Below are 21,012 nucleotides of genomic sequence, written 5' to 3'. Positions count from 1 at the left end.
CAGCTTTCGTTTACTGCCGAAGCAACAGTTCCGCCGGCTTCCAGACCTGTTAACCCTTTCAAGCCAATGGTCTTCTCGCCACGAATCGGTGGCAGAATCAGTTCGACCGAGGGGTCACCTAGAATATGTCGCAGCAGCCGGCGCAAACCGTCTCGGGCAAACTCATCCTGCTGATCAAGAGCGGCTATTGGCTGGCGCTGCTGATCATCGCCGCCATGGTGATGGCCTCCTTCATCCTGCTGCAGCAGATGATGGCGGCGCAACAGCACAACCATACTCTGCTCGACATCGTCAGCACCCAGAAGGCGCTGTCGCAGCGCATCGTCTTTTTGACCAGCGCAACCGGCTCCGCCGCGCGTGACAAGCAGCCGGCCCTGGTTGCCGCGCTGAAACAGGCGACCGCCGAGTTCGAGACGAACTACGACCTGCTCCTCAAACAGACGGGAGCCGACCCGCTGTCGCCGGCATTGTCCGACCCAAGGTCGATCGAGAGCGTGCTCTACGGCAAGCCGTTCCACCTCGACTATTTCTCGGTCGGGCTGGTCGCCAATGGCGAAAGGCTGATCTCGTCCTTCGAATCCCAGCTCTCCGGCAATGCCGCCTACAAGGGCGGCGGCGAGCGCGTCAATCTCGATGCTTCCGTCGCCAATGCGACGCTGTCGGGTTATGCCGCGCTCGGCCAACGCATCGCCGCATTCGCCGACGAGCGGTCGGAAAAGCTCCTCGATCTCCACCGCACCTTGTTCTACGCCACCATCGGCGTCATCGTGCTGGTGGCGCTTTTCATCTTCCGGCCGATGTCGAAGGCGATCCTGCGCAAGACCCATGAGCTTGTCGATGCCCGCAACTCGATGGCCTTCATCGCCGTACATGACGGGCTGACCGGCCTGCACAACCGCACCTTCCTGACCGATCACTTCGAAACGCTGATCAAGGGCGCGCATCGCCGGCGCGAGAGGCTGGCGGTCATCCAGCTCGACCTCGACCGGTTCAAGCAGATCAACGACACACTCGGCCACGCCGCCGGCGACTATGTGCTGGTCGTCACCGCGCAGCGCATGCGCGATTCCTGCCGTGCGTCGGATCTCTGCGCGCGCCTTGGCGGCGACGAATTCGTGATGATCCTCAATGGCGCCGGCGGCCCCGAGGACATCAACATGCTGGCCCGGCGCATCCTGGAGGAGATCAACGAGCCGATTACCTTCCAGGGCACGACCATCCTTCCAGGGGCCAGCGCCGGCATTGCCGTCTATCCCATCGACGCCGACAATGCCGAGGATCTGCTCGTCCACGCCGACCTCGCGCTCTATTCCGCCAAAAAGCTCGGCGGCGGCAGCTTCTCGTTCTTCTCCGAGGAACTCAGGCGCGAACTCGATTACCGCAAGCAGCTCGAGCACGACATCAAGGTCGCCATTTCGGAGAACGCCTTCCAGGTCTATTTCCAGCCGCAGGTGTCGCTGAGCAACGGCGCCATCAGCGGCATCGAGGCGCTGGTGCGCTGGAAGCATGCCGAGCGCGGCATGATTGCGCCGGGCGAGTTCATTCCGGTCGCCGAAAAATGCGGCTTCATGCCCGAGATCGGCCGCATCGTCTTTACCAAGGCGATCGAGCAAGCAGCCGAATGGGATCGCGCCGGCATTGCCTTCGGCCGGCTTGCCGTCAACGTGTCCGGCACCGAGCTGCGCGAACCCGACTTCGACCGCTTCCTGTTCGCGACGCTGGAAAAGGCGGGCCTGGCGCCGCAGAAACTGTCGCTGGAAATCGTCGAATCCGTCATTCTCGACGACGAGAAGACGGGCATCGCGGCGAAGCTGCGCCACATCCGCGCTGCCGGCGTCCATCTTGAGCTCGACGATTTCGGCACCGGCTATGCCTCGCTCAGCCACGTCAATCCCAACGAGATCGACCGGCTGAAGATCGACCGCCGCTTCGTCCAGAACATCAACGAGAATGGCGACAACACCAAGATCGTGCGCGCCATCACCGAGCTGGCGCGCGGTCTCGGCATTTCGATCGTCGCCGAGGGCGCGGAAACCGAAGCCGAGCTCGATTCGCTGATGGCAATCGGCTGCGATCAGGTGCAGGGCTATTCCATCGCATTCCCGATGCCGCAGGACAAAGCGCGCGAATGGCTGCTGGCGCGCAGCCCGAAGAAAGCCAAGCTGAAGGTGCTTCAGGGCAATTTAGCCTAGACTATTGCCCACCGGTGCCGGTCATTTGGCCGGCGCGACATTCGCCCGCAATGCCGCCAGCACCTCGGCGAACTCCGCCAGCCTGTCGTCCGGCAATCCCGCGCGCAGCCGCTTGTCGAAGATGAGAGCCGCCGCCCGCAGCTTCAGGAACATCGTTTCGCCCGCCTGCGTCAGCTCGACCAGATGAACCCGGCGGTTGTCCGGATCGCGGCGGCGCGTCAGCAAGCCTTGCGCCTCCATGGCGTTGAGATGGTGGGTGAGCGTGGCGCCCTGGATGCCGATCATGCCGGCAAGTTCGCGCTGGTTGGCAAGCTCGCTCGACTTGACCGAAAGCAAGGTCAGCCACACCGGCAGCGTGCCGCCGGCCTCGACCAAAGCGGCGTCAAAGGCCTGCGCCACCAGCTTGGAGGTGCGCGCGAGATTCATGCCGATTGGCGGACGGTCAAAGGGAGTCATGCGCCGACAGTAGAACAAGGCGCCGAGCGATGGAACGCGGCATTATAAATTGACATCGAACCATTTGATACCTAACTATCATGCGTGTCGATCTACCGAGTTCGTATTATCCCGCATTCGACAGGGATCCGAGGACGGGCGGCGGGCAAGGAGGAAGCGGTCATGCAATATGTCTACATCGTCGTTATCGGCCTTCACGTCATGGCCGGTGTGTTCTGGGCCGGCACCACCATCACGCTTGCCCGCGACCCCGAGATCAGGGCGGAGCGCTTTATTGGACCGCAAATGGGCTCGGCCGGTATGGTGTTCGTGACCGGCGCCCTGCTCTGGTATTTCTTTCACGGCGCCTATTTCGGCTCGATGGAAATGGTGCTGGCGCTGGGCATCCTGGCCGCCTTCGCCGCTGCAGGCGTTCTCAGCGTCGTCGTCCGCAAGACCAGCCGGCAGCTTGCCGGCGCGGACGCCGCAAGGGAAGCGGCGCTGCGCAGCCAAATGGCACGCGGCGAGCGCATCGCCGCCTGGCTGCTGGTACTCACCGTGCTTTGCATGGCGACCGCCAGGATGATTTGAGCCCTGCCGCGCGTTGCCGCCCGGTTTAAGCATTCCGCATCGTGCGTCGCCCGGCTCTCGGCTGGTGGCGTACGCGGCGCGCAGTTCGGACAAATGTGCAAGGTGGCTCTCCGCACAGAGGTTTGGCTGCGCGCCACCCATCACTTTGATCGATCGAGATGCGCCCGCCGGAAGGGTGAGATCGAGCTTTGGAACAAGCCGTAGGCCGGCTTGTAGGCTCAAACCCGCAAGCCGAACCTGATGCCATCATAGATGGCGGCGTGGATGTTGCGCGAGGCGACCGCATCGCCGATGCGCAACAGCACGAAGCCGCCTTCGGGGTTGCGTGAAGGAAAAATATCGCCGCCGCCGACCAGCCGCTCGTAATCGACCGCGCCACCATTCTTCGACAGCGGTTTCAGCTGGAGATAGAGATCGTCGAGCGGCGCCGTGCCGTGCTCGACCACCACCTGGTCGACCCGCCTTTCGCCACGCCAGCCATCGGCAAAGTCGGAGGCGAGTTCGGCGACCAGTTGGTTGCCCTCGCGCCGTACCGAGCGCAGCCTGGTGTTGATGGTGATGGTGACGCCCTTCTCCTGGAAGGCGCGCATATAGGGCACGTGGTTCATGCCGCCCATTTCGGGGGCGAAGAAGCGCTCCGGCGAAACCAGCTCCAGTTTTGACCCTGCATTGGCGATCAGCTCCGCCGCGCCCATGCCCTGGTGGCCACCATTGTCGTCGAAGAGCAGCACGTTCTCCGCCGGCTTGATGCTGCCGGCCATGATGTCCCAACTCGACGTGACGAGATTGTCGCCTGATGTCAGCGGCGGGTTCTGTGGCAGGCCGCCGGTGGCGATCACCACCACGTCGGGCGACAGCGCCAGCACTTCGTCCTGCTCGGCCCAGGTGTCGTAGCGGATCCCGACGCCGAGCCGGTCGAGTTCGGCCAGCCGCCAGTCGATGATGCCGATCAACTCCTTGCGGCGCGGGTTCTGCGTCGCCAGCCGAACCTGGCCGCCGGCCTGACCGGAGGCTTCAAGCACGGTGACATGATGGCCGCGTTCGGCCATCACGCGAGCTGCCTCGAGCCCGCCAGCGCCAGCGCCAACGACAACGACGTTCCGCCTGGGCCCTTCGGTCTTCAGGATGATATGCGGAATCTCGGCCTCGCGGCCGGTCGCGGCATTGTGGACGCACAGCGCCTCGCCGCCTTCATAGATACGATCGAGGCAATAGGTGGCGCCGACGCAAGGCCGGATCTCGTGCTCGCGACCTTCCATGACCTTCTTGATGATGTGCGGGTCGGCGATATGGGCGCGGGTCATGCCGACCATATCGAGCTTGCCGGTCGCGATGGCGTGGCGCGCCGTGGCGACATCGGAAATCCGCGCCGCATGGAAGGTCGGGAACTTCGTTGCCGCCCTCACCTCGCCGGCGAAATCGAGATGCGGCGAAGAGCGCATGCCGGTCACCGGGATAACCTTGGTGAGCGCCGCGTCGCTTTCGATCGAGCCGCGGATGATGTTCAGGAAATCGACCTTGCCAGAATTGGCTAGCCGTCTCGCGATCTCGACGCCCTCGGCCTTCGACAGGCCTTTGTCAAAGTCCTCATCGGCGACCATGCGGATGCCGACGATGAACTTTTCACCGACGGCAGCCCGCACGGCATCCAGCACCATGTCGGTGAAGCGCAGCCGGTTGTCGAGCGAACCGCCGAACCCGTCGTCGCGATGGTTTGTGGCCGGCGACCAGAAGCCGTCCATCAGATGGCCGTAGGATTCGAACTCGATGCCGTCGAGGCCGGCCGCCTGGCAGCGCTGCGCAGCGGACGCATAGTCGGCGACGATGCGCTCGATGTCCCAGTCCTCGATAGTTTTCGGGAACGCGCGGTGCGCCGGCTCACGCACCGGCGAGGCCGACAGCACCGGCAGCCAGTCGGCCTTGTTCCAGCCGGTGCGGCGACCAAGATGGGTGATCTGGATCATCACCTTGCAGTCATGCTCGTGGCAGGCGTCCGCCAGTTCGGCCAGCCACGGCACGATGCGGTCGTCATAGACATGCAGATTGCCAAAGGCGGCCGGGCTGTCGCGCGAGACGATCGCCGAGCCCGCCGTCATGGTCAGCGCCATGCCGCCCTTGGCCTTTTCGGCGTGGTAGAGCCGGTAGCGCTGTTTCGGCATGCCGTCCTCGGAATAGGCCGGCTCGTGGCTGGTCGACATCACCCTGTTCTTCAGCGTCAGGTGTTTGAGCTGGTAAGGCTGGAGAAGCGGGTCGTTGCTGGTCATCATCTTCCTGCCATTCCAATTTGTGTCGGAGCAGCGCGTGCTGCTCCAGTTCTTGTCTTAAGCATCGAATTTATTCGAAAATCGCTGCACACTTTTCGGTCCGGTGCTAATGAGCGCGGAAAATCCCCAGGAAAACCACGATGATCGATACCAAAACCCTCACCCAGCTCGGCGCCCACGTCGAGACGCCACAGAGCCCGGAGACCGCGGTTCTGGAGACCGTGCCGTTCCAGCGCGGCGACGGACCGCCGGCGATCGTGCGCTTCACCTGCCCGGAATTCACCTCGCTCTGCCCGGTAACCGGACAGCCGGATTTCGCTCATATCGTCATCGACTACGCACCCGATGCCACGCTCGTGGAATCGAAGTCGCTCAAACTGTTCATGACCTCGTTTCGCAACCATGGCGCTTTCCATGAAGACTGCACGGTGATGATCGGCCGCCGCATTGTGGCGGCAACGAAGCCGCTGTGGTTGCGCATAGGCGGCTATTGGTATCCGCGCGGCGGCATTCCGATCGATGTCTTCTGGCAGACCGGCGCTCCGCCCGAAGGCGCCTGGTTGCCCGACACCGGCGTTGCCCCCTATCGCGGAAGGGGCTGAAGCTATTTTGCGGAACTTTAGCGGGACAGCGCCCCCTCTGTCCTGCCGGACATCTCCCGCACACGGGGGGAGATTGGCCGCCACATAGGCTTTCGCTAATCTCAAATGATGCGAAGCGGGCGAGACGCTGGAACTGCTGATCTCCCCACCCGTGGGGGAGATGTCCGGCAGGACAGAGAGGGGCGCGAAGGATCGCAGGCGCTGATCCTCAATCAACATTATTCGCACTGGTACTGGCTGAGCGCCCATTCACCGGTCACCGAAAGCAGATCGGATATCTTCCAGTGGCCGTCGACCTTCCTGAACTTCCATTCAAGGCGATGTGGATTGCCGGCGACGACGAAGGCGACAATGACCTTGGCCTGGTCGCCATTGATCGCTTCGAGCGTCTTCAGGCTGTTGTCGATCTCGGCCTTGTCATAGTCGGCATTGTCGAGCGCCATGTTGGGGTCGAGGCATTCGCCCTGCCCGGATTTGCGCAACGCGTCGCTCTTGTCGAGTACGGTCTTGGCCGGGTCGACGAAGTTTTTGCGCTGGGTCGGATCGAGCTCCAGTCCCACCTGATCGTAAAATGGCCGCACCACCGCCGTCGGGGATCCCGGCAGAATGGGTGCGGCCCGTGCGGCGTCGGCCGGCGGCCACCCAACCGGCGGTGTCGCCGGTTCCACCGCTGTCCCGGGTGGATTTGCGGGCGGTGCTGCGCCGGCCGGTGCCGCCACGGCCGGCGCATTGGCTGGCGGCGGGCCCAACAGGCCTTGTGCTGCGGCTGCGCTCATACCCACCGCCAGCACGCACATGGGCGACAGCGCCAGGGCAAGACGCCGGAGCACGGGATCACTCCGGCGCTTTGTCGGGCATGCATTCCAGCGCGCTCAGCGTCCAGCTGCTGGTCTTGGAGGTGATGTCGGCGACCTTCCATTTGCCGTCGATCTTCTTCAGCGACCACAGCATTTTGCGTTTGGAATCATCGCCTTCCGCAAAAAGGCTGAAGGTGGCGGTGACTTCGGCCGTATCGCCATTGACGGTTTCGGTCAGCTTCAATGTCTTGGCAATCGACTTCTGGTCGAAATCCTGCGCGTCGAGGCCGGGATCGAAGTCGAGGCATGCGACTTCGTCGGGCTTGTTCTTCGTGGCCTGGTCGTTGAGATCGAACAGCTTGGTCACCGGCTCGGTGAAGCGGTCGCGGTACTTTGCATCTCCCTCGAATTTCACCTCGGGCACATAAAAGAACTTCACGGCGTTGGAAGCCGGCCCGGCCAGCACCGTCGCAGGCAAGACAATCGAAAAGACAGCGGCAAGCACTATCGGTTTCATGCGGGATCTCCGGACGTTTGGCGGCAAGGCGGCAATACCAGACATCCTGCATATCGGCTTTTTTGCGGCTCATGAAGCCCCGGCTTACACCCTCTCAGCCATCCAGCCAGACGTTCTGCAGGTCCATCTCGAAGGTCTGGTGGACGCCGTAGTTTTTCACCTTCTTGTTCATGTGGCTGTAGAGCTTCTGCCAGAAGGGTTGAATGATGACGCCGGAATCCTGCAGGATCTGCTCGACATCCTTCATCACCTCACGCCGCTTCTCCACATCGATCAGCGACAGCGCCTGCTTCAGCTTGGCGTCGAAGTCCGGGTTGGAATAGGCCGATTCATTCCAGGCCTCGCCGGTGCGATAACCAAGCGCCAGGACCTGGACGCCAAGCGGGCGCATGTACCAGATGGTCATCGAATAGGGATATTTCGTCCAGTCGTTCCAGAAGGTCGAGCCCGGCAGCACCGTGCGCTTGACCTTGATGCCGGCGTCGCGCAGTTGGCCGGCAATCGCGTCGCCGGTGTTCTTCTGCCAATCGTCCTCGACGGTGATCAGCTCGTGCTCGAAATCGGCCTGCCCAGCGTCGGCCATCAGTTTCTTGGCGCCGGCCGCGTCGCGCGTCTTCTTGGGCAGCGCGAAATATTCAGGATGGATAGGGCTGACATGGTGGTTTTCACCGACCGTCCCTCGCCCGGCATAGCCGAGTTCCAGCACCGCATTGTTGTCGACCGCCATCTGCAGCGCGTTGCGCACCCGCTGGTCGTCGTAGGGCTTGTGGGTAACGTTCGTGCGGGCAACCAGCGTGGTTGCCGTCGCAACCTCGGACTTCTCCAGCCCCATCTTATCCAGGATGTCGATGAAGTCGGCCGGCGTCTCGAAATTGAGGTCTATCTCGCCGGATTCGAAGGCGTTGATCGAAGCGTTGAAGTCGGTGCCGTAGTCGATGAACTCGACGCTGTCGAGCGGCGCTTCGCCGCCCCACCACTTGCCGTTTTCACGACGCTTGACCACCGCCTTCTGGCCGACATCGTAGGAGACCAGTTCGAACGGGCCCGTGCCGATCGGCTTCTTGACCGGGTCGGCGCCTTCGGCGTCGAAATTGCGGTGGACTACGAGCGCGGGATAATCGGTGAGGTTCGGGATCAGCGAAATGTCGGGCGCGCTGAGCGTCAGCTTGACCGTATTGTCGTCGACCTTGGCGATCGCGCCTTCCCTGGCCTTGCCCGACTTTTCGTCGATCAGCCCGCCGACGCGAGCGGCCATGGAGTTGCCGGCGACCTTCTTCTCGCACCAGCGGGTAACATTGAAGACCACGTCATCGGCGTTGAAAGCATCGCCATTGTTCCAGGTGATGCCCTTGCGCACATGCAACGTGTATTCAGTCGCGTCGTCATTGATGTCCCAGCTTTCGAGCAGCACTGGCTCGAAGGTGAATTCCCTGGTGTAGCGGACCAGCGGCTCCAGCCAGCAGCGCGAGATGTTGGCGAGTTCCACCCAGTCATAGGTGCGCGGATCTTTTTGGGCCTTGACCGACATCGATATGTGCAGCGTGCCGCCCTTCTTCGGCTCCTCGGCAAAAGCCTGTCCCGGCGCGGCAAGGCCGATCATGCCGTAGGCCAGCGCCGTCGATGCGCCGAACGCACTTGCCAATGCAAGAAACTCGCGCCGGTCCATACGGCCAGCACGCGTCTCTTGCGCCATCGCCTCGATGGCCGTTGGCACGCGATCGCCATTGCTTTTGAAAAGTGTCATGTCTTTCTCCCTTGCGGTTCCCATCGGGTCTTCGCCCGTTATCAACTCATTCGTCGTTCTCTTAGCTAACGCTGTCGGGCAGCCTCTCCTCGCGCTGCGCGATAAAGTCCCTGAGGCCCTCGGCAATGCCCTCATCGAGTTTCGGCTCTTCATAGTCGGCCAGCATGTTGCGGGCTTTCTCGCGGCCGCGCGTGTCGTGGTCCTTCGCCCCTCCAGCCTTCCATTGTTCGTAGGAGTTGAAATCCATGATGGTGGGCATGAAGAATGCCGACTCGTAGTGATCGAGCGTGTGCTGGGTGCCGAGGAAATGGCCCTGCGGCCCGACTTCGCGGATCGCCGCCATGGCCTCCTTGAAGTCGTCGAACGACAGGCCGCCGGCATATTTGTACCAGCCGACAAGCTGCTCGCAGTCGGTGGCGAATTTCGAATAGCCGCAGGTGAGCCCGGCCTCGAGCCAGCCGGCGGAGTGCCAGATGTAATTGGCGCCGGCGAGGATGGCGGCATGCATCAGCATGTTGGATTCATAGCCGGCCTGGGCGTCGTTGAGCTTGGAGCCGACATGGAAGCCGGAGGTTCGCCAGGGCAGTTTGTATTTCCGCGCCAACGCGCCCATCAGATACATCATCTGCGCAGCCTCCGGCGTGCCGCCCATCGGCGCGCCGGTCTTCATGTCAACCGTCACCATGAACTGGCCGTAGATCTGGGGCGAACCCGGGCGCAGCAGTTGGGTGAAAGCGACCCCGGCCAATGCTTCGGCATTGACCTGCGCCACCGCGCCGACGGCCGAGGCCGAAGTCGATGCGCCGCACAGCGCAAAGGGCGCCAGGATCAGCGGCTGATTGCTGCGGGCATAGACCTTCATCGCGTCCAGCATGGTGGCGTCCCACACCAGCGGCGAGTTGCAGTTGGTAATCGACACCAGCACCGGATTGTCGCGAACGAAATCTTCGCCAAAGACGATGCCCGCCATCGCCATCGTGTCTTCGGCGCGGTCTTTGGAAGTAACGATGCCCATGAACGGCTTGTCGGAATGCTTCAGCGCCGAATGGATGATGTGGAGATGCCGTTTCGGCACCGCGATCTCCATCGGCTCGCAGATGATCGAACTCGACGAATGCAGCGCCGGGGCCATGTAGGCGAGCTTGTGAAAATTGTTGAGGTCTTCAAGCGTGCCATAACGCCGGTTGTTGTCGAGGTCGCGCACGTAAGGCGCGCCATACATCGGCGCGAAGATGGAGTTCTTGCCGCCGACGCGCACGGTGCGCTCGGGATTACGCGCATTGAGGGTGAATTCGGACGGAACCTTCGCGACCAGTTCCATCAGCAGGCCGCGGTCGATGCGGACGCGTGTCTCGGACACGTCGGCGCCCGCCGCCTTCCACATGGCGATCGCCTCGTCGTCGCGGAACTCGCAACCGACCTCTTCGAGGATGGCGAGTGACTCCTGGTGGATCAGTTCCACCGCCTCGTCCGGGACCATCTGGTAGGTGGGGATCTCGCGGACCAGCGTTGGGAACGAGGTGACGGGGGCGCTCCTCAGCGCCTTGCGTCCGAGGCGACCGCCGCCGCGGCGGTGGGTTTGCTCGGTCAGTTCAGTGGCCGGTGCGTTCATGGAGCCTCCTCATTCCGTCCAACCAAGTTAGCGAGAGGAAATATGGATGTGATGCTGGAAAATCCTGATCTCTTGTATAAGCTCAGCTTATGCGAAGCCTGCGCCACCTCCTGCCCTCGGCCGGCAGCCTGATCGTCTTCGAGGCGGCGGGCCGGCTGTCGAGCTTCACCGCTGCCGGGCGCGAGCTCGGCATGACGCAGGCCGCCGTCTCCTATGCGGTGCGCGGGTTGGAGGAACAGCTTGGCGCCCAGCTGTTCCAGCGCCGCCACCGCCAGGTCGTCCTGACAGAAGCGGGCGAACGCTTCCATGCCGACGTCTCACTCGGCCTGTCGCATATCCGCAAATCGGCGGAGGATCTGCGCCTGCAGGCGACCGGCGGTCATGTCACGCTGGCGGCGTCGACCGCCTTCGGCTCGTTCTGGATGATGCCGCGGCTGCAGCAGTTCCGCGACGAACTGCCGGGCATCGACTTGCGCATCCAGACCGCCGACCGCGATCTCGACATCATCGCCGAGGGCATCCCGCTCGCCGTGCGCGGCGGCGAGCCGCGCGACTGGGCCGACTATCATTCGCTGCCGCTGGCCGACGAGGAGATTTTTCCAGTCGTAGGCGCCAGCTATCTCGCGAAATTCGGCATGCCAAGGAGCGTCGCGGAGCTGGCGACGCATCGCCTGATCCACCTCGAGGAGCCCTACCGCGAGGCGGCTAGCTGGGACGAATGGTTCCAGTCGGCGGGCGGCAGCCTCGACAACACCGCGCGCGGCCTGCGCATCAACGATTACGGCCTCGTGATCCAGGGCGTCATGGAGGGCCAGGGCATCGCGCTCGGCTGGCGGCATCTGGCCGAACGGCTCCTGGCTTCGGGGCTGCTGGTGCCGGTGACCGACCATGTGCTGAGAACCGGCAAGGCGTTCTACGTGGTTTGGCCTAAGAACCGTGAACTGAGCGAGAATGCGCGGAAAGTCAGGGACTGGCTGGCGGCGCAGGCTTGAAATCGGTTGCAGCGTAGTCACTATCGCGGAGTTCCTTCACACCCCCCTCTGTCCTGCCGGACATCTCCCCCGCAAGGGGGGAGATTGGCAGTTCATATGGCGCGTCACCCTTCAGGCATTGAAGATTGGCGAAAGCCGTCGTGACATCTGATCTCCCTCCTTGCGGGGGAGATGGCCGGCAGGCCAGAGGGGGGTGCTGTCCCGCTGGCGTCTCCAATGCCCGGCATTCATTGAAGCCTTCCGCACACCCTTCGAATCCGCCTATAATACCCCCATGCCCATTCGCCAGCTTTCCGAAACGATGATCAACCAGATCGCCGCCGGCGAAGTCATCGAGCGTCCAGCGAGCGTGGTGAAGGAACTGGTCGAAAACGCGCTCGACGCTGGCGCCTCCCGCGTCGAGGTCGTCACTGCCGGCGGCGGGCTGAACCTGATCCGCGTCACCGATGACGGCTCCGGTATCCCCGAACAGGAACTGGCGCTGGCCATTGCGCGCCACTGCACCTCGAAACTTGCCGACAACATTCGCGATATCCGCTCGCTCGGGTTCCGTGGCGAGGCATTGCCGTCGATTGGTTCGGTGTCGCGACTGTCGGTTCGCTCGCGCACGGCCGCAGGCGACGCTGCAGCCGAGATCGCCATCGAAGGCGGCCGCGTTTCGGCGGTCAAACCGGCGGCGGCCAACCGCGGCACCACGGTCGAGGTGCGCGACCTGTTCTTCGCCACGCCGGCCCGGCTCAAATTCATGAAGGGCGAGCGCGCCGAAAGCTCCGCCACCAGCGACGTGCTCAAGCGCATCGCTATCGCCTTCCCCGCCGTGCGCTTTACGCTCGCCGGCTCGGACCGCTCGACGCTGGAATTGCCGGCGACCGACGACACGGCGGAAGGCAGCCTGCGCCGCGTCGCGCAAGTCATGGGCGCCGAGTTTCCCGACAATTCCATCGCTATCGACGCCAGCCGGGACGGCGTGCACCTGACCGGCCACGTCTCGATCCCGTCCTTCACCCGCGCCAACGCGTTGCAGCAATATGCCTATGTCAACGGCCGGCCAGTGCGCGACAAGCTGATTGCCGGCGCCATTCGCGGCGCTTTCGCCGATGTGCTGCCGCGCGACCGGCACGCGGTGACCGTGCTGTTCCTGACGCTCGATCCGGCGACCGTCGACGTCAACGTCCACCCAGCCAAGGCCGATGTGCGCTTTCGCGACCCCGGCCTGGTGCGCGGGCTGATCGTCGGCGCCATTCGCGAGGCGCTGGCCAATGCCGGCATCCGCGCCGCCACCAGCGGGGCCGCCGGGATGGTGGCGGCGTTCCGGCCGGGAGCCGCCTCCTACGCCCATGCGGGTCCTGCCAACGGTCATCGCAGTTATGACGCGGCCTACCGGGCCTCGGGCTTTTCGGGCTTTGACCGCTCGCCACAGCGGCCGCTGGATATGGGATTTGACGGCGCCGGCTTCCGCGAAAACGACCAGGCTGCATTCGACGCCGGTCCGCTCGCCAGCGCCGATGCGCGTGCCGGCTTAGCCGAGCCGGCCGAGACGCTGCTCGGCACCGCGCTGGGCGCCGCCCGCGCGCAGGTGCACGAGAACTACATCGTCGCCCAGACCAGGGATTCGCTTGTCATCGTCGACCAGCACGCGGCGCATGAGCGGCTGGTCTACGAGGCGCTGAAGAATGCCCTGCACTCGCGCGCGGTGCCCTCGCAGATGCTGCTTCTGCCGGAGATCGTCGACCTGCCGGAGGAGGACGCCGAGCGGCTGGCCATGCATTCCGAAACGCTGGCCCGGTTCGGCCTCGCCATTGAGCGTTTCGGTCCCGGCGCGGTGGCGGTGCGCGAGACGCCGTCGATGCTCGGCGAAACCAATGTCCAGCAATTGGTGCGTGATCTTGCCGACGAGATCGCCGACAACGACACGATCGAGACGCTGAAGGAACGACTGGACAAGATCGCCGCGACTATGGCCTGCCACGGCTCGGTCCGCTCCGGCCGCCTGCTCAAGCCTGAGGAGATGAACGCGCTGCTGCGCCAGATGGAAGCAACGCCGGGCTCCGGCACCTGCAACCACGGCCGCCCGACCTATATCGAACTCAAGCTCGCCGACATAGAGCGGCTGTTTGGGCGGCGGTGAGCACAAGCCAGGTCAGGCCACCCGCTCAATTCACCAACAGGCGATAATCCTTGAACCTATGAGAGAAAACGTAATCCCTTGAGTAACCGGCGCTACCGCCGCGAAAATTCACGGAGATTATCTCGAAGCTTCCCCCAACCTGTTTTAGAACATTCATGTAGATGGGAGTCATCAGCATGCCGGCATCGCAATCGTCGTCATCGAAAACGATCTCCTGAACGACCTTCTTTTTCTTCTTGTCGATGACCCGCAGCTTACTCATGCAGACGAGAAAGCCGGCTTTCTCGTAGACCCCGGCAAATCTGTGGGTGGCTGTCTGCGCCCAGAAGGGGATCTCGACGGTCCCGTCAACCTTCGCCTCACCGGTATCGTCGAGGCTTGCGACCTTCTTCAGCACGATCGGGAACTTGTCCAGGCCTCTGTTCCAGGTCCCCGTTGCGCCGCTTTCGCCAAGGTCGAGAGAAAACGGACATCGGGCGGTGTCGACCGGCGTTTTCGATCCCATGACCAGGACCCGGTCGAATTCCTTGTCGTCCGCAATCTCGCAAAGGGAGACGCTGGTACCGGTGATCTTGCCGTACACCGCTATCGGGCTTTGCTTCGCGTCGTAGAAATAGCTTCCTTCGACCGTAATCCCGCTGCCGAAACTGTCATATCTCTGCAGTGACAGATGGACTGGATTAGGCCCGATGGACCCTTCGTAGTTTTCGACCTGGTACCAGCCAGCGAAGGCTTTCCCGGTCAGCAGCAAAACGCAAAAGATTGCCGATATGAACAGTTTTCCCATTCCATCCCCCAGCCAGGCAACTCACCATACCGGTCCTTCCTCCGGGTGTCTGCATGCTGGGGATACGGTTCCCGGTTTGAGTCCGGAAACGGTTCCAACTTTTTGTTTTAACGCTTCAAATTCACCACGATCACACCGCCGAGCGCCAGCGCGCCGCCGAGGAGACCGAGCAGTGTCGGCACTTCGCCCAGCCAGAAGAAACCGATCAGGGCAGACATGGGCGAGACCAGATAAAGGAAGTTCGAGGCACGGGCGGCCGGGAGACGCGACAGAGCGGTTGCCCAGGCGGCATAGGCGATCAGGCTGGGCACGATGCCAAGAAAGATCACGGCGCCGATCCCGGCCGTGTTGGCGACCGCTGCCTGCGCAAAGCCGCTTGGCAAAAAGGGCGCCAGGCAAAGTGCACCAAGGATCATGTTCGAGGCCGAAATGGTCAGCGGGTGATGGCGGGCAAAGAGCGGCTTCTGGACGATCGTGTTGACAGCCGAGCACAGCGCGGAGCCAAGAACCAGCAGCGCGCCGGTGTCGAAACTCAAGCCATTGCCGTCGGCGACCGCAATGATGCCGATGCCGGCGAAAGAAATGGCCGTGCCAAACCAGGCCCACGTTGAGAAACGCTCGCCCAGCAATGTCATTGCCATGATGGCGGTGAAGATCGGGCTGACATTGATGATGAAACCGGCGGCGCCAGCCGACACGGTCAGTTCGCCGTAATTAAGCATGACAGTGTAGAGCGCGACGAAAATGGCGCCGCCAAAGCCGAGGCGCCACACTTCATCGAGCCTCGGCAGTGCCGGGCGCTTGACGGCAAGAAAGATCGCCGCCGGCACCGCGGCAATGGCAAAGCGCAGCGAACCGAGTTCCAGCGGCCCGAAGGCGGCGAGACCCGCACGAATCGCTGGAAAGGCCGATGCCCAGCCAACCACCGTCAAGGCCACGGCGATGGCTGCCGTGGTGTCCATCCGCTGTGTCGGATTCGACGTGCTGGTCGTTGCGCTCATCTGCCTGTCCTCGGGTTCCCAGAGTGTTGAAAGGCAGAAAGCGCCTTTTCGGCGCGGTTGACAAACGATCAAATCGAGGATCACCTGTGACTGTGGATCACAGCTCAGACACAATGGTGCCGCTCGAGACCCTGCGCGCCTTCGATGCGGCGGCGCGAACGGGGAGCTTTTCGGCCGCGGCCGAGAAGCTCAACATCACCCACGGCGCCGTCAGCCGGCAGATCGCCAAGCTGGAGGACTGGCTGGGCTTGAAAGTGTTCGACCGCGGCGCGCGTGGCGTATCGCTGACCATCGAGGGCAACCGCCTGCATCTGCGCACGGCCGAAGCCTTTGCGCTGATCTCCAGCCATTCCGACCGCTGGGTCGAGCCGCGCGGCACCGCCGTGGTGCGGCTGACCTCGATACCCTCCGTCAGCGGGCTGTGGCTGATGCCACGCATGGCGGCGCTGGAGAACAATCCCACCAAGCTGCGCATCGTGCTCGACGTCGACATCCGCCAGGCCGACCTTGCCGATGAAGGCATCGACCTGTCGGTCCGCTGCGGCCGCGGCGGCATTCCGGGCCGCATCTCGGTGAAGCTGTTCGAGGAACATGTCTTTCCCGTCGCCGCGCCCGGCCTTGCCCGCGAGATCGGCCGCGGCGACCCGGCCCGGCTGCTGAGGTTTCCACTGATCAACGATTCCGACGCTTCGGGTTGGCGTGCCTGGTTTGCCGCGCAAGGGATGGACTACCGCCCGCGCCCGCAGGATCGCCGCTTCGAGGACTACAATCTGGTGCTCGACGCCGCAGCTTACGGGCTCGGCATCGCGCTGGCGCGGCCGCCGCTGACCGGACACCAGTTGGAGGCAGGCCGCATCGTCGCCGTCGACGAGCGCACGGCGCTGAACCCGGTGTCGTACTGGCTGGACCGGCCGCTGGGGCGGCCGCGTACGGCTGCCGCCGAACTTTCACGCCGTATCGCTGTCGAGGCGGGGCTGGCGATGGACAAGATGGAAGCTTTCCTCGAAGCCGAGCGATAGCGGCGATCGTTCGGTGCTCAGCGAAGCACCAGCAGGGCTAGCCCGACAATGGCGACGGCCAGAAACCCGGTTGCCAGCGCCATCAGACCGACACGCGTCTGCTGTCGGCCTTCCGGCTGGGCCGCATCATTCGGCCCAGACGTCGCCTGCTCCCGCTTCATTGGCATATCGGTGGTGGCAGCGCGGCGCTGCGGCGAAACCACGGGTGCGAGAAGCGCAAACCAGGGCAGTCCTGCGGGCTTTGCGGCAGCGCCATCTTCGGCCCTTGCCGGCGGCAGCGGCAGACCGCGCTGTGCATCGTCGTTCGCTGGCGTCGCCTTGCCTATCGCAGCGGTTGTCGGCCCGGTAGCGTCGGGCGTGGCGTCACTAGGCTCGGCAAGGGCCAGATAGGCCTGGAGGATCTCGGCAGAACCCGTCTGCTGCCCCTTTGCCGTTGCCGCGGACAACAGCGCCTGCAGCGCCGGCGCCGCTGCCGGCTGCAAAGGCGCGCCGGACGGCGTCGGCGGCTGCACCAGCGCCTTTATAAGTGCTGCTTTCGCCGGATCGGCCTTCGCCGACGGCAACGCTGCCAACATCATGGCCTCACGGAGCAGCGCGGTCAGGCGGGCGGATGAAATGTCCATACCGGTCCCATAAGAATGGTTTGGAGCGACAATAGCGCCTCAGCATTGCGTCAAGCTTGACCTTGCCGGCAATTTATGGCGATGAAATCAGCATGAACCTTGGCACCACTCCATGATGAACCGCTTCGAAGGCCCCGGCGGCAAGGAAGCCCGTATCCGCTATCTCGACGGCGACTTCCAGGTCACCAGCCCCGGCGCCTTCGTGCGCTGCGCGGTGACCGGCGAGAGCATTCCGCTGGACGAGCTCAAATATTGGAGCGTCGCCAGGCAGGAGCCCTATGTCAGCGCCGCCGCCTCGCTGCGCCGCGAGATCGAGATGCATCCGGACCTGCGCAGCCGGGGTTAAAGGCGCGCACAGAGCCGTTGGTCGCGTTCCTTCACACCCCCCCTCTGTCCTGCCGGACATCTCCCCCGCAAGGGGGGAGATTGGATGTCATCTTTGCTTTCGCCAAATCACCAGCGTTGCAGAATGAGCGCCATTGGCAAAGCTGCTGATCTCCCTCCTTGCGGGGGAGATGGCCGGCAGGCCAGAGGGGGTGCTGTCCCGCCAGCATCTCCGCGTGACGCTGCACGCCCTACCCCCGAAGCCTGCGCTGTCTCCACGCATCCAACGTCTCGTCGATGATGCGCTCCGGCACAGTGTCGAGTTCGAAGGTGGCGTCGATCTCCAGCACGGCGAGTTCAGCGAGGAAATCGGCCGGGGCAGCGCCGTGGCGCAGCCGGGCGGCGTCCTTGGCGGTGGTGACGAGGCCCAGTCCATCGCGGCGCGCGGTTGCCGCCAGTTCCGCGAGTTCATCAGGGGCATAGAAGTGATGGTCCGGAAACGACCGGCTCAGCGCCACTTCCGCACCGGTGCCGCGCAGCGTGTCGAAGAATTTTTCGGGGTGGCCGATGCCGGCAAAGGCGAGGAACCGCCGGCCGGCGAACCGCTCCTTGGCCGCGGGCTCGGCATGCGCCTCGAAGATCGGCCGGCCGGCGCGCGCCGCCTGGCGCACGACCTGGTCGGCGGCAGCGCCCTCGCCCATCTTCAACAGCCCATCGGTGAACACCAGTTGGTCGACGATGTTGGCTCTCAGCGGTCCACCCGGAATGACGCGGCCGTTGCCGATGCCGTAGCGGGCGTCGACGACGACCAGCGCATAATCGATATGGATGCGTGCGCTCTGAAAACCGTCATCCATGATCAGGAAATCGCAGCCATGGGCTTCCAGGAGCAGCTTGGCGCCGGCAGCGCGGTTGGGGCTCACCGCAACCGGCGCGTGCTCGGCCAAAAGCAGCGGCTCGTCGCCGACATGCTTTGCAGCGTCGTGACTGGCATCGACGACATGCGGCTGCGCGAACGAGCCGCCATGGCCGCGCGACAGGAATCCGGGATTGAGCTGCATGCGCCGGGCCTGCTTGGCCAGCGCGATGGCGATCGGCGTCTTGCCGCTGCCGCCGACGGTGAAGTTGCCGACGCAAAGCACTGGCGCGTCGATCTTTTCACGTACCGCCCGATGCATGCGGCGGCCGGCGACGATGCCATAGACGGCTGATAGCGGCGACAGCGCAAAGACCCGCCAGTCCGGCGCTTCCCACCAGAAAGGTGGTGCTTCCGACGCCACCTATCGCCCGTCGGCGCCCTTCAGGCGCGACTTGACGATCAATGGCTGGATATAAGGCTCGAGCGACTTCAGCGTGTGCGCCAGCGCACCGCGCATCTGGTCGACTGTGGCGGCACCGGCCGCCATCATCTCATGGCGCGCAACTTCATTGCTCAGCAGGAAATTGACGGCGCCGGCCAGCATGTCGCGGTCGCGCACCAGCTTGGCGCCGCCACTGTCGAGCAGGCGCTGATAGGCCTCGCGAAAATTCTGGACGTTGCGGCCGGCCAGCACAGCGGTGTCGAGCATGGCCGGCTCCAGCGGATTCTGGCCGCCTTCCGAGGTCAGCGAGCGGCCGACAAAGGCGATTTCCGTCAGCCGGAGATAAAGCCCCATCTCGCCGATCGTATCGCCGAGCAGGATATCGGTGTCGGCGGTGATCCGGTCGCCCTTGCTGCGCCGCGCCAGCTTCAGGCCCATGCCGGAAATCTGTGCGGCCAGCGCTTCGGCGCGGTCGGGATGACGCGGGACGATGATCGTCAGCAGCCCATGGTGGCGCTTGTAGAGCGTGGCGTGGACTTCCGCCGCGACCACCTCCTCGCCGTCATGGGTCGAAATTGCCGCCCAGGTCGGGCGGCCGGCGATCTGGCGCTTCAGCGTCGCCAGCGCCCGTTCGTCGACCGGCGGCGGCAAGGTGTCGACCTTGAGGTTGCCGGACACGGTGACCGGCCGGGCGCCAAGCGCGCGAAACCGTTCGCCGTCGACATCCGACTGGGCAACGACGTGTGCGAGGTTCTCGAACAGCGCCTCGGCGATGTTGGCGCGCTTCTTCCAGGATTTGAACGAACGGTCGGAGAGCCGGCCGTTGACCAGCACCTGCGGCACGTGGCGGGCGCCGAGCTCGAGGATCGTCATCGGCCATATCTCGGATTCGGCGATGATAGCCAGGTCCGGCCGCCAGTGATCGAGAAAGCGGCTGACGGCCGGCTTGAGGTCGAGCGGAACATATTGGTGGATGATGCGGTCGCCCAGCCGTTCGTCGGCAACCTGCGCCGAGGTCACTGTTCCCGTCGTCAGCACGATGTTGACACCGTAGTCGAGGATGCTTTGCACCAGCGGCACGACCGCAAGGGTCTCGCCGACGCTTGCCGCATGGATCCAGATCACCGGCCCTTCGGGGCGCGGCCGCCCGGCAACGCCGTAGCGCTCACGGCTGCGGCTGCGGTCTTCCTTGCCCTGCGATGTGCGCCAGGCGACATAGGGACCCATCAGCGGATAGGCGGCTGCACCGGCAAGGCGGTAGGCCGCCAGGAAGGCGCGCGCCCAGCCGACGCTCATGGCCTGCCGTCCACGAGCCGATAGGCCTCGGCGGTTGCGGCATTGAGCGCGGCCGTGACTTCCTGGCGCTTGCGCTCCATTTCGGCCTCGTCGGCATTGGCCGGCACGAAAACCGGCGTTCCGATGACGATCGAGGAGCGGCCGAACGGCAGGTTGATGGTGGTCTTGTCCCAGCTCCTTTCCAGCACCTTGCGGCGGCTGGTGGCGATGGCGGCAGGCATGATCGGCCGGCCGGAAAGGCGTGCCAGCAGAACGATACCAAGCCCCGCGTCGCGCGGCGTGCCGTGGGGAATGTCGGCGATCATGGCGACGTTCTTGCCGGCCACGAGTGACTTTTTCAGGGCGATGAGCGCCTTGGCGCCGCCCTTGTCGAGATGCTTCGTGCTTTCACGCCCGCCGGAGCCGCGCACCGCCTCGATGCCGAATTTTTCGATCATCAGCGCGTTGAGTTCGGCGTCGGCGCTGCGCGAGACCATGGCGACCAGCGGCCGTCCCTTGGGATAATAGGCTGGGGTCAGCAGATGCTGGCCATGCCAGAGCGCGATGATGCCGGGTTCGAATTCGGCGTAGTCGCCGCCTGAAAATTTAGCCGAGCCTTCGACCACGCGGTTGGTCAGGCGCACCAGGCGGACGAACTGGGCGAGCAGGCTGACGATCATGCTCTTGACGATTCGCGACTGCGCCAACGGCTCGCGGATCTTGCGCCAGAATGTCTTCGAACTGCCGCCGCGTCTTCTTCGGACCGCGGCGCCGGTGGGCTGCCCTTTCACCGCTTCATGCTCCATCG

The 21,012-nt window shown here is 64.0% G+C and carries 19 protein-coding genes; 7 read left to right on the top strand and 12 right to left on the bottom strand.

Annotation, left to right across the window (positions count from 1 at the left end):
- The first annotated feature begins 125 nt into the window (after positions 1 to 125).
- Positions 126 to 2,192 carry a putative bifunctional diguanylate cyclase/phosphodiesterase gene (locus tag NKJ78_RS00980; RefSeq protein ID WP_023724848.1) on the top strand — a complete coding sequence of 689 codons (2,067 nt, stop codon included), beginning with the start codon at positions 126 to 128 and terminating at the stop codon, positions 2,190 to 2,192.
- A 21-nt stretch (positions 2,193 to 2,213) separates the two neighbouring features.
- Here NKJ78_RS00980 and NKJ78_RS00975 read toward each other — a convergent pair whose 3' ends face one another.
- Positions 2,214 to 2,618 carry a MarR family winged helix-turn-helix transcriptional regulator gene (locus tag NKJ78_RS00975; RefSeq protein ID WP_023672921.1) on the bottom strand — a complete coding sequence of 135 codons (405 nt, stop codon included), beginning with the start codon at positions 2,616 to 2,618 and terminating at the stop codon, positions 2,214 to 2,216.
- Positions 2,619 to 2,810: 192 nt separating this feature from the next.
- On the opposite strand from NKJ78_RS00975, the gene NKJ78_RS00970 reads away from it, so the two are divergent.
- The gene (locus tag NKJ78_RS00970; RefSeq protein ID WP_352460542.1) at positions 2,811 to 3,218 is read left to right on the top strand and encodes a hypothetical protein; all 408 of its coding nucleotides are present in this window, start codon (positions 2,811 to 2,813) and stop codon (positions 3,216 to 3,218) included.
- 218 nt (positions 3,219 to 3,436) lie between these two features.
- Here the strand turns inward: NKJ78_RS00970 and NKJ78_RS00965 are convergent, their stop codons facing one another.
- Positions 3,437 to 5,482, bottom strand: coding sequence for an oxidoreductase (locus NKJ78_RS00965; protein WP_352460552.1), 2,046 nt, complete (start codon positions 5,480 to 5,482; stop codon positions 3,437 to 3,439).
- 140 nt (positions 5,483 to 5,622) lie between these two features.
- Between NKJ78_RS00965 and queF the strand changes: the two genes are divergently transcribed.
- Positions 5,623 to 6,084: a preQ(1) synthase gene (gene queF, locus NKJ78_RS00960; protein ID WP_023682931.1), complete on the top strand. Its 462-nt coding sequence runs from the start codon at positions 5,623 to 5,625 to the stop codon at positions 6,082 to 6,084.
- 218 nt (positions 6,085 to 6,302) lie between these two features.
- Here the strand turns inward: queF and NKJ78_RS00955 are convergent, their stop codons facing one another.
- The 4 genes from NKJ78_RS00955 to NKJ78_RS00940 form a co-directional block, all read right to left on the bottom strand.
- Positions 6,303 to 6,914, bottom strand: a complete 612-nt coding sequence (locus NKJ78_RS00955) for a hypothetical protein (RefSeq protein ID WP_023739253.1) — start codon at positions 6,912 to 6,914, stop codon at positions 6,303 to 6,305.
- Between the two features lie 4 nt (positions 6,915 to 6,918).
- Positions 6,919 to 7,398: a DUF3828 domain-containing protein gene (locus tag NKJ78_RS00950; protein WP_023739252.1), complete on the bottom strand. Its 480-nt coding sequence runs from the start codon at positions 7,396 to 7,398 to the stop codon at positions 6,919 to 6,921.
- A 94-nt stretch (positions 7,399 to 7,492) separates the two neighbouring features.
- A complete protein-coding gene (locus tag NKJ78_RS00945; RefSeq protein WP_023682934.1) occupies positions 7,493 to 9,142 on the bottom strand; it encodes an ABC transporter substrate-binding protein in 1,650 nt (549 codons plus the stop codon).
- Between the two features lie 61 nt (positions 9,143 to 9,203).
- On the bottom strand, positions 9,204 to 10,754 hold the full coding sequence (locus tag NKJ78_RS00940; RefSeq protein WP_023753734.1) for a trimethylamine methyltransferase family protein: 1,551 nt from the start codon (positions 10,752 to 10,754) through the stop codon (positions 9,204 to 9,206).
- A gap of 89 nt (positions 10,755 to 10,843) precedes the next feature.
- Between NKJ78_RS00940 and NKJ78_RS00935 the strand changes: the two genes are divergently transcribed.
- Together NKJ78_RS00935 and mutL are read left to right on the top strand one after the other, a co-directional pair.
- Positions 10,844 to 11,746: a LysR substrate-binding domain-containing protein gene (locus NKJ78_RS00935; protein WP_023682936.1), complete on the top strand. Its 903-nt coding sequence runs from the start codon at positions 10,844 to 10,846 to the stop codon at positions 11,744 to 11,746.
- Between the two features lie 274 nt (positions 11,747 to 12,020).
- Positions 12,021 to 13,874 carry a DNA mismatch repair endonuclease MutL gene (gene mutL / locus NKJ78_RS00930; protein WP_023739251.1) on the top strand — a complete coding sequence of 618 codons (1,854 nt, stop codon included), beginning with the start codon at positions 12,021 to 12,023 and terminating at the stop codon, positions 13,872 to 13,874.
- Between the two features lie 25 nt (positions 13,875 to 13,899).
- Here the strand turns inward: mutL and NKJ78_RS00925 are convergent, their stop codons facing one another.
- Complete coding sequence (locus tag NKJ78_RS00925) at positions 13,900 to 14,661, bottom strand: hypothetical protein (protein WP_023739250.1); 762 nt, start codon at positions 14,659 to 14,661, stop codon at positions 13,900 to 13,902.
- A 107-nt stretch (positions 14,662 to 14,768) separates the two neighbouring features.
- Positions 14,769 to 15,662, bottom strand: coding sequence for a DMT family transporter (locus NKJ78_RS00920; protein ID WP_023739249.1), 894 nt, complete (start codon positions 15,660 to 15,662; stop codon positions 14,769 to 14,771).
- A 113-nt stretch (positions 15,663 to 15,775) separates the two neighbouring features.
- On the opposite strand from NKJ78_RS00920, the gene NKJ78_RS00915 reads away from it, so the two are divergent.
- Entirely contained in the window at positions 15,776 to 16,681 is a 906-nt protein-coding gene (locus NKJ78_RS00915; RefSeq protein ID WP_023835122.1) for a LysR substrate-binding domain-containing protein, read from the top strand.
- A 17-nt stretch (positions 16,682 to 16,698) separates the two neighbouring features.
- Here NKJ78_RS00915 and NKJ78_RS00910 read toward each other — a convergent pair whose 3' ends face one another.
- Entirely contained in the window at positions 16,699 to 17,304 is a 606-nt protein-coding gene (locus NKJ78_RS00910; protein ID WP_023739248.1) for a hypothetical protein, read from the bottom strand.
- A gap of 112 nt (positions 17,305 to 17,416) precedes the next feature.
- On the opposite strand from NKJ78_RS00910, the gene NKJ78_RS00905 reads away from it, so the two are divergent.
- Positions 17,417 to 17,650, top strand: a complete 234-nt coding sequence (locus NKJ78_RS00905) for a DUF2093 domain-containing protein (RefSeq protein ID WP_023694434.1) — start codon at positions 17,417 to 17,419, stop codon at positions 17,648 to 17,650.
- A 229-nt stretch (positions 17,651 to 17,879) separates the two neighbouring features.
- Here the strand turns inward: NKJ78_RS00905 and lpxK are convergent, their stop codons facing one another.
- Genes lpxK through NKJ78_RS00890 form a run of 3 tightly spaced genes read right to left on the bottom strand, consistent with a single transcriptional unit; the run spans position 17,880 to position 21,010 of the window.
- A complete protein-coding gene (gene lpxK / locus NKJ78_RS00900) occupies positions 17,880 to 18,908 on the bottom strand; it encodes a tetraacyldisaccharide 4'-kinase (RefSeq protein ID WP_023739247.1) in 1,029 nt (342 codons plus the stop codon).
- Positions 18,909 to 20,225, bottom strand: coding sequence for a lipid IV(A) 3-deoxy-D-manno-octulosonic acid transferase (gene waaA, locus NKJ78_RS00895; RefSeq protein WP_023671577.1), 1,317 nt, complete (start codon positions 20,223 to 20,225; stop codon positions 18,909 to 18,911).
- On the bottom strand, positions 20,222 to 21,010 hold the full coding sequence (locus NKJ78_RS00890) for a lysophospholipid acyltransferase family protein (RefSeq protein WP_023682942.1): 789 nt from the start codon (positions 21,008 to 21,010) through the stop codon (positions 20,222 to 20,224). Before NKJ78_RS00890 ends, waaA begins: the two co-directional genes overlap by 4 nt.
- Positions 21,011 to 21,012 lie beyond the last annotated feature (2 nt).

It is taken from the genome of Mesorhizobium sp. M0037 (assembly GCF_040323635.1).
Classification (GTDB): Bacteria; Pseudomonadota; Alphaproteobacteria; order Rhizobiales; family Rhizobiaceae; genus Mesorhizobium.
This window is presented reverse-complemented; position numbering and strand designations above follow the sequence as displayed.